The organism is Paraperlucidibaca sp. (assembly GCF_982810325.1).
Genome location: NZ_CEYEMI010000039.1, coordinates 1 through 7,608, shown reverse-complemented (window position 1 = coordinate 7,608; position 7,608 = coordinate 1). Strand labels below are relative to the sequence as shown.

The following is a 7,608-nucleotide window of genomic DNA, read 5'->3' as shown; positions in this document are numbered from 1 at the left end:
GCTCATGAAAAGGCACTCATAAAAATGTACTCATGAGCAAACCTCCATAAAAGGCCGTTCATAAACGAATCACCTGATCATGCGCGGCAATTAAGCTAGCAATGGCTTCTGGCTCCAACCATTGCACATCAACACGGCTAGAGTTGGCATCGATATGCAGGCGCTGAGCATCTGCGCGGTCGGCATAAATCGCCTCCACATCAAACAAAGGCAAAGCATCTAGCTGAGCGCTTAGGCTGCGGCGATCAATCAATGCCGCCTCTTGGTCAGGGAGTAATTGCAGCAGCCCATGACCTTGAAATAACAAACTCACTTGCGCACCAAAACTGGCGGCGACCAGCAATGCATCGAGTAAGGTTTGTGCGCGTTGGCTGGCGTAAGGGTCGCTGGCGGCGATATATAAAATACGCATGATTAAGCCGGACCAGGGAAAGTTACGAGGTGTTGGCTTTGCAGCTGCGCCTCAGCGAGTTGGCCTAAGCCACTGATAACAAAGCCATCGGCAATGCTGCTGTGCGGCTGTTCCCAGCTGCTGGCGTTGGCATCATCGAGCACGCCGTAATGCAGCGCTGCCGAAACGCAGAGCACAAGGTCGAGGTCGGCGCGTTGCTGAAGTGTTTGCCAGCGTTGGCAAAGGCTAGGGAAGTCACGCGGCGGTGTGCTCAGGGCTTGGCCATGAAGCACGCCGGCATCGGCAAAAAACACGCGCACGATGTGATGGCCGGCTGCTAGAGCGGCTTCAACAAATTGCCACGCATGGTGGGCAGTTTCGCTGTCGGGAGCGGCAGTAATGAGTAAACTCAAGCGCATAACGATCACATCGCATCATCAAGCAGGCCCATAGCATACCCGATTGCGCGTGCGGCTGAGGCGTGTTGCTTTAGAATGCCGAACTAACTTTTACACATACGCCGGCAAAGATGCTTTTTGGCGCGTTATAAAAATAACCGTTTTAAGCTTGAGCAATAGGAGCGAGGCATGAGCGCAGAAGTATTGATTGGCCAAGGTGAGCAGCGCTGCAGCGTGCTAACAAAATACGCCAACCGTCATGGCTTGGTGGCTGGCGCAACAGGCACAGGTAAAACCGTCACTTTGCAGATTTTAGCGGAAGGCTTTTCAGACCTTGGCGTGCCGGTGTTTCTCGCTGATATCAAAGGCGATGTCGCAGGTCTTTCGCAGGCAGGCGATGCGAGCAATGCAAAATTGGCAGAGCGTGCCGCAAAAACCGGCATGAATGGCTTCCAAACGCAGGCGTATCCGGTTGTGTTTTGGGATGTCTTTGGCGAGCAAGGCCATCCAGTGCGTGCCACGGTGTCAGATTTGGGCCCGCTATTATTGGCGCGCATGTTAGAGCTCAATGACACTCAAGAAGGTGTGCTCAGCGTGCTGTTTCGCTATGCCGATGATAATCAGCTACTCCTTCTCGACCTCAAAGATTTACGCTCGTTATTGCAGCTAGCCAGTGATTCACCAGATGCTATCGGTTCGACCTACGGCAGCATCAGTAAAGCCAGTGTGGGTGTGATTCAGCGAGCATTGCTTAACCTAGAGCAGCAAGGCGCCGATGCATTTTTTGGTGAGCCAGCGCTCACGCTTAGCGACTTCATGCGCACCACGTTCGATGGCCGTGGCCACATTAATGTGCTGGCGGCGAATAAGTTGTTTATGCAGCCGCGCTTGTATTCGACATTTTTGCTATGGCTGCTGTCAGAGCTGTTTGAGGCATTACCTGAGCGTGGCGATGCCGAATTGCCGTTGTTGGTGTTCTTTTTTGATGAAGCACATTTGCTCTTTAAGGACGCGCCGAAAGCCTTACTCGATAAAATTGAGCAAGTGGTGCGCTTGATTCGCTCGAAAGGCATTGGCATTTATTTCATCACGCAAAATCCTTTGGATTTACCAGATGCCGTCTTGGGCCAGCTGGGTAATCGTGTGCAACATGCGCTACGCGCATTCACGCCACGAGATCAAAAGGCGGTGCGCGCCGCGGCTGAAACTTTCCGTGCCAATGCGGGTGTCGACGTTGCTGAGGCTATTGTTGCTTTAGGTGTTGGCGAAGCACTCGTGTCATGCCTAGGCGAGGGCGGCATTCCGATGCCGGTGGAGCGCGCTAAAGTACGCCCACCACGCTCGCGCATGGGCACTATCACGCCAGAAGAACGTGCGCTGAGTATGCAGCGCTCGCCATTTGCTGGACGCTATGAGCAGGCTTTAGATCGCGAATCGGCTTATGAAATACTGACGAAAAAGGCTCAAGATGCCGAGGTGTCGGCACGTGCAGATGCTGAAGCTGCGGCACAAGCAAAGGCAGATACTGCGAATGCCAAGGCGCAAGCAGCTGCTGAAAAAGCCGCTAACAAGCGTCCTGTACGCGAGCCCGATAGCTTCTGGGAAAGTGCAGCCAAAAGCGCCGCGCGTGCGGCTAGCTCTACCATTGGCCGTAAGGTTGGCAATGAGTTATTGCGTGGATTATTGGGCTCATTTACGAAGTCCCGCTAGGGCTGTTTGATAGCGGTTTTTAGCGGCGCTCAAACTCACGCTTTAGAACGCAAAAAAGTTAACTAAGAGAGGCTTATGGATATTGTGTCGTTGGCGTTAGGAAGCGCTATTGGTTTGGTGTTGGCAAGCATCTTGTGGTGGTTGCTTGGCCGTGGTCATCGCCGCGAATGGGCATTGCAACAAGCTCACGCCGTGCAGCGTGAGCAAGGTTTGCAGGCTCGCCTGAGTGCTAGTGAGCAGGCACTAGCTACATCTGAAGCCGTTGCTAAAGATAGTCAGGCGCAACACATTACGCTGCGTGAGCAAGTTGCCGCGCTCACGCAAACACTGGCCTCTGAGCGCCAAGCGCATGCTCAGCAGCTGGCGGCTGAGCGCGAAACCAAAGCCGAGCAAGTTGCCTTCGAGCGTGAATCTAAAGATCAGCAACTCGCCGCCGAGCGTCGCCAAGGCGAAGAGCGATTGGCGACTGAGCGTCAAATCAGTCAAGAAAAGCTCGCCTTGCTAGATGAGGCGAAAAACTCTTTACGCCAGCAATTTGAAATACTGGCGCAAAGCATTTTGGAAGAAAAATCGAAACGCTTTAGCGAGCAAAATCAGCAGGCTTTGGGGCAGATGCTGGAGCCATTAAAGACGCGCTTAAATGAGTTTCAAACTCGCGTCGATGCGGTACACAGCGACGATACCAAGCAGCGTTCGGCGCTAACGGAAAGCTTGCGCACGCTGATGAACTTAAACCAAGAGCTCAGCCAACGCGCCAACCAACTGACCAATGCCTTAACCAGCCAAAATAAAACCCAAGGTGATTGGGGCGAAATGGTCTTGGAGCAAGTGCTGCAAAGCTCAGGCCTAATTAAAGGCCAGCAATATGAAGTGCAAATCAGCCATACCCGCGAAGACGGCACGCGCGCTCAGCCCGATGTCATCATTAATCTGCCAGATAATAAGCACCTAATCATCGATGCGAAGATGTCACTAAACGCCTATATGGACTATGCCAATGCGAGCGATGACGCCACTCGCGAGGCAGCCCTGAAGCGGCATTTAGACTCTATCCGTGCGCATATTAAAGGCTTATCTGAGCGTAATTATCAGGATATTTTCCCGACCAATTCACCAGATTTTGTGCTGATGTTTGTGCCCATTGAGCCTGCGTTTTTGTTGGCAACAACCAGTGATGCCGCACTCTGGCAGGATGCTTGGAAGCGCAATATTTTACTGGTCAGCCCAAATACGCTGCTCTTTGTTATGCGTATGGTTGCGCATGTTTGGCAGCAGGAAAACCAAACCCGTAACGCCCAAGAAATCGCTAATCGCGGTAAGGATCTGTATGAGAAATTCGTTGGCTTTAGCGAAAACTTAGCTAAGGTTGGCGAGCGTATTACGCAGGCACAAGTGGCATACGATAGCGCTTTTAAGCAGCTAAAAACCGGCAGCGGCAACCTAGTAGGTCAGGCCGAAAAGCTGCGTAAATTAGGCATTACCACGCCGAAGAAAAAGCTCAGCCAAACCTTGCTTGATGAGTCTGATATCGACGATGCTGACCGCGATATAACGAATGGCGACACCACTAACGAGCCCACTGAATGACCGCACTAGCGCGCACACCATTACTAGTATTTATGCTCGGCAGCTTGACGGCGTTCGCGCCCATGTCCATCGATATGTATCTGCCGGCGCTGCCCGATTTACAGAAGTCTTTGATGACCGATCCGGCGCATTTGCAGCTCACGCTGGCGTCATTTTTTGCCGCCTTTGCTATTGGCCAGTTATTTTATGGCCCATTGGCCGATCGTTTTGGTCGTAAACCACCGCTGTATTTCGGTATCGGTCTATTTGCGATTACTTCACTAGCTTGCATGTGGGTGACGACGGTTGAGACTTTAATTGCCCTACGTTTTGTGCAGGCGTTAGGGGCTTGTGCCGGCGTAGTGATTGCTCGTGCCGTGGTACGTGACAGCTTCGAAGGCGCTGAGGCCTCGCGAATGTATGCCGCGATGATGCTGGTGATGGGTGTGGCGCCAATGGTCGCACCGATGCTCGGCGGGCAGCTTTTAGTCTGGTTTGGCTGGCATAGCATCTTTGGCATGCTCGCGCTCTATGGCAGCTTAGTGCTGTGGCTGCTACATAAAAAGCTGCCCGAAACTCTGGCGGTAGCTGATCGCCAACCCTTACGCCTTGGCCTTAGCTTAAGAGCCTATGGCTCATTATTAGCCTCACATCAATTCCGTGGTTTCGCGCTCACCAGCAGCGTTAGCATGGCCGGCCTTTATGCCTTTATTGCCGCCTCGCCATTCGTTTTCATGGTCTATTTCGGCCTCGATGCTCAGCAGTTTGGCCTGCTATTTGGCGCCAATGCTTTCTGCTTAATCATGGCGACTCAGGTCAATAGCCGCATTCTCGACATTTGGTCACCGCGCACTGTGTTGCAGCGCAGCCTATTGCTGCAAATGTTTGCTGGGGCTTGCTTTGGGTTGCTGGCCTATACGGGCTGGGGTGGCTTCTGGGCTCTGATCGCGCCGTTAGCCATCTACACCGCCTGCTTGGGCTTTGTTTTGCCAAATGCCACGATCTTGGCGCTAGAGCCATTTAAGTTGCAGGCGGGCACAGCATCGGCACTTTACGGCACTATCGGCAGTGTTTCCGGTGCAGTTGCAGCTAGTGTGGTCAGTGCCTTACAGGGTCATAATGCCGCGGTATTGGGCATGGTGATTGCAGTCTGCGGCATCGTAGCTTGCGTTCGCAGTCGGTTTTTACCGCACGGCATCGAGCAGGCGACCACGGTCACTTAACTCGGCAAAAGCTTCGGCTATTTCGCGGCTGGCCTCAACGGCAGCGCGCCAAGCTACTAGGCGATCAGCATCACGGCCATTGTAGGTTTTGAAGTCATTACGGCTGGGAATGGCCTGGCCTGGTAATTTGGCAATCAACTCTGGCGAAGGTGATAGTAGTAAAAGGCGGTCTGCCTGTGTTGGCAGACGTGAAGCTATGCCTTTATCGAACCAACCCGGCACCAAGCGCGACTCATAATGCGGAACAAATAAAATCGGTGCCTGACCAGGCTCTGCCGGAGTTAAAGGCATATCCATATGGTAATCGACGATGCCACCATCGATATGAGCGCCTTTGGGTGCGCCAGCAATATCTCGTACCGAGCGCATAAGTAGAGGAATCGTGCCGCTAGCCAGTGTGGCTTCTGCAAGGTTTTCCGCAGTAAGCGCGACCGAATGCGTGGTGAAGGCATCGCGGTCTAGCAGTGGCGAGGGAGCATCGCCACTATGAAACACGCAGCGCTCCATATGCCGAGCAAGCTTGTCGCGGCCGCGATAATTCGCCAGAAATGCCTGCCCTAAACCAATCGCCTGCAACCAAGCTTTCGGATGTGCGCTTAAGCCTTTGCAACGCGCGGTGATCAAATGCAAATGCAACTTGGGATGTGCAATGAGCTGATCCAACTCATCCGTCTGCAACACGCTATCTAAGATTTGCCGAACCTGCCGTGACACTTCAGCGGCATCTGGCTTGCTCGCGTAATGCTGTGCGCTATAGGCCGCAACTAAACGATCAAGCGCAGCAGCAGGGTCCTGGTGTGCCGCAGCGACTAAGCGAAAGGCACCAATCGACGAGCCGAACACGGGTAAACGCTCGCGGCGATGAGCTAGCCAAGGACCAAACAAGTAGTCATCCAGGTGTTTTAAGATGAGAAACTTAGGCCCACCAGCCGGTGCGCCAAGTGCCGCGACTTGGTTGGCATCGAAGCCATTCGCCTCGATATGCGCGCGAGCTAAAGCGCCGGCGCGCAAAACAAACGGGATCGATGCCATGCGCTATGAACTCAGCTTAGGCAAGAGCAGCTAAGGCCGCGTCATAGTTAGGTTCATCGCCAATTTCAGGCACCAATTCGCTGTGCAACACGCGGTTGTTCTCATCCAGAACTACCACGGCGCGCGCAGCCAAACCTTTCAGTGGGCCATCGGCAATAGCCACGCCATAGTCGGCGAGAAAGTTAGCACCACGCAGTGTTGATAAGTTCACCACGGCATCTAGGCCTTCAGCGCCGCAGAAGCGAGCTTGAGCAAATGGCAGGTCGGCAGAAATGCAGAGCACCACGGTATTGCTGAGGGCGGCGACTTTGCTATTGAACTGACGCACTGAAGTTGCGCACGTTGGTGTGTCGACACTGGGGAATATGTTTAGCACTTTACGTTTGCCGGCAAAGCCAGCAAGGCCGACATCAGATAAGTCGCCTTTGACTAGCGAGAAATCGGGCGCTGTTTGGCCGTTGGTAGGTAGATTGCCGCTGACGCTGACAGGGTTGCCATGCAAGGTGACCGTGGCCATGTGTGACTCCAAAGCAGTAAACGAGGGGCTTAAGAGTAAAGCAAAAGGCGGAGTGTTTGGGCAGTGATTATCGATGACAAAGTGCTTTTATATGCGGGAGTATTTGACGACTAGGTCGCAAACTTAACTGCCTGCGAGATATTCAATAAGCCACTAAGCTCATGGCGCCGGCTAAACGGCAGAATGTCTTGCAGGGTTTGCTTGTTTAGCTCGGCTGTAAAGGCATCACGCGCGCGCATCAACATGCCGGGCAATAAGCAGGCCGGTGTAATCACGCACTGATTGTTTTCGCGCAAACACTCCACCAAACCATCCTCAGGCTCCATATGCTGCACGACGTCGCCAATAAGTATTTCATTGGGCGCTTTCGCTAGGCGAATACCGCCACCGGCACCGCGCACTGACACCACGTAGTTATGCGCTACTAAGCGGCTCACCACTTTCATCAAATGGTTGCGTGAAACTTGGTAGGCCTCAGCAATTTCTTGAATAGTCGAGAGCTGTTCCGGCGACTTCAGGCCAAGAAAAATGAGCGTACGCAGTGCGAAGTCGGCGTGCTGGGTAAGACGCATACAGTAACCATTAGCTAGAGCTGGACTAGCCAGTATAGCGGTGACCTTGGTTCAGGTCGCCAGCTAGCTAATGCGTGAATAGTTTCCTGCATCATCAGCCAGAAACAAAAAACGCCCCGAAGGGCGTTTAAGTATTACGAATTTGGCGGAAGCGGTGAGATTCGAACTCACGAACCCTTTCGGGTCGCCGGTTTTCAAG

Annotated in this window: 8 protein-coding genes; 3 read left to right on the top strand and 5 right to left on the bottom strand. The window is 53.2% G+C overall.

Annotated elements, in window-relative coordinates; all coding sequences use genetic code 11:
* Positions 1–58: 58 nt before the first annotated feature.
* Complete coding sequence (locus tag AC3DKE_RS10255) at positions 59–412, bottom strand: DsrE family protein (RefSeq protein ID WP_340675153.1); 354 nt, start codon at positions 410–412, stop codon at positions 59–61.
* Between the two features lie 2 nt (positions 413–414).
* A complete protein-coding gene (gene tusD, locus AC3DKE_RS10250) occupies positions 415–810 on the bottom strand; it encodes a sulfurtransferase complex subunit TusD (RefSeq protein ID WP_340675152.1) in 396 nt (131 codons plus the stop codon).
* A gap of 168 nt (positions 811–978) precedes the next feature.
* Here tusD and AC3DKE_RS10245 point away from each other — a divergent pair, with 168 nt between their 5' ends.
* The 3 genes from AC3DKE_RS10245 to AC3DKE_RS10235 all read left to right on the top strand — a co-directional run bounded on the left by AC3DKE_RS10245 (position 979) and on the right by AC3DKE_RS10235 (position 5,288).
* Positions 979–2,499: a helicase HerA-like domain-containing protein gene (locus AC3DKE_RS10245; RefSeq protein WP_340675151.1), complete on the top strand. Its 1,521-nt coding sequence runs from the start codon at positions 979–981 to the stop codon at positions 2,497–2,499.
* A gap of 75 nt (positions 2,500–2,574) precedes the next feature.
* Positions 2,575–4,086 carry a DNA recombination protein RmuC gene (locus AC3DKE_RS10240; protein WP_487990616.1) on the top strand — a complete coding sequence of 504 codons (1,512 nt, stop codon included), beginning with the start codon at positions 2,575–2,577 and terminating at the stop codon, positions 4,084–4,086.
* Positions 4,083–5,288, top strand: coding sequence for a Bcr/CflA family multidrug efflux MFS transporter (locus tag AC3DKE_RS10235; protein ID WP_487990615.1), 1,206 nt, complete (start codon positions 4,083–4,085; stop codon positions 5,286–5,288). Before AC3DKE_RS10240 ends, AC3DKE_RS10235 begins: the two co-directional genes overlap by 4 nt.
* Here the strand turns inward: AC3DKE_RS10235 and AC3DKE_RS10230 are convergent.
* The 3 genes from AC3DKE_RS10230 to AC3DKE_RS10220 form a co-directional block, all read right to left on the bottom strand.
* On the bottom strand, positions 5,250–6,320 hold the full coding sequence (locus AC3DKE_RS10230; RefSeq protein WP_487990614.1) for a hypothetical protein: 1,071 nt from the start codon (positions 6,318–6,320) through the stop codon (positions 5,250–5,252). The two genes, AC3DKE_RS10235 and AC3DKE_RS10230, sit on opposite strands and share 39 nt — an antisense overlap.
* Positions 6,321–6,336: 16 nt before the next feature.
* Positions 6,337–6,837 (bottom strand): thiol peroxidase, encoded by a 501-nt coding sequence (tpx, locus tag AC3DKE_RS10225; protein WP_340675147.1) that lies wholly within the window; start codon positions 6,835–6,837, stop codon positions 6,337–6,339.
* Positions 6,838–6,947: 110 nt separating this feature from the next.
* The gene (locus AC3DKE_RS10220) at positions 6,948–7,409 is read right to left on the bottom strand and encodes an RrF2 family transcriptional regulator (RefSeq protein ID WP_340675146.1); all 462 of its coding nucleotides are present in this window, start codon (positions 7,407–7,409) and stop codon (positions 6,948–6,950) included.
* Positions 7,410–7,608 lie beyond the last annotated feature (199 nt).

What these genes read in the sequence shown, in the direction of transcription:
- AC3DKE_RS10255 (WP_340675153.1), bottom strand. Translation starts at nt 412, where the DNA reads ATGCGTATTTTATATATCGCCGCCAGCGACCCTTACGCCAGCCAACGC.
- tusD (WP_340675152.1), bottom strand. Translation starts at nt 810, where the DNA reads ATGCGCTTGAGTTTACTCATTACTGCCGCTCCCGACAGCGAAACTGCC.
- AC3DKE_RS10245 (WP_340675151.1), top strand. Translation starts at nt 979, where the DNA reads ATGAGCGCAGAAGTATTGATTGGCCAAGGTGAGCAGCGCTGCAGCGTG.
- AC3DKE_RS10240 (WP_487990616.1), top strand. Translation starts at nt 2,575, where the DNA reads ATGGATATTGTGTCGTTGGCGTTAGGAAGCGCTATTGGTTTGGTGTTG.
- AC3DKE_RS10235 (WP_487990615.1), top strand. Translation starts at nt 4,083, where the DNA reads ATGACCGCACTAGCGCGCACACCATTACTAGTATTTATGCTCGGCAGC.
- AC3DKE_RS10230 (WP_487990614.1), bottom strand. Translation starts at nt 6,320, where the DNA reads ATGGCATCGATCCCGTTTGTTTTGCGCGCCGGCGCTTTAGCTCGCGCG.
- tpx (WP_340675147.1), bottom strand. Translation starts at nt 6,837, where the DNA reads ATGGCCACGGTCACCTTGCATGGCAACCCTGTCAGCGTCAGCGGCAAT.
- AC3DKE_RS10220 (WP_340675146.1), bottom strand. Translation starts at nt 7,409, where the DNA reads ATGCGTCTTACCCAGCACGCCGACTTCGCACTGCGTACGCTCATTTTT.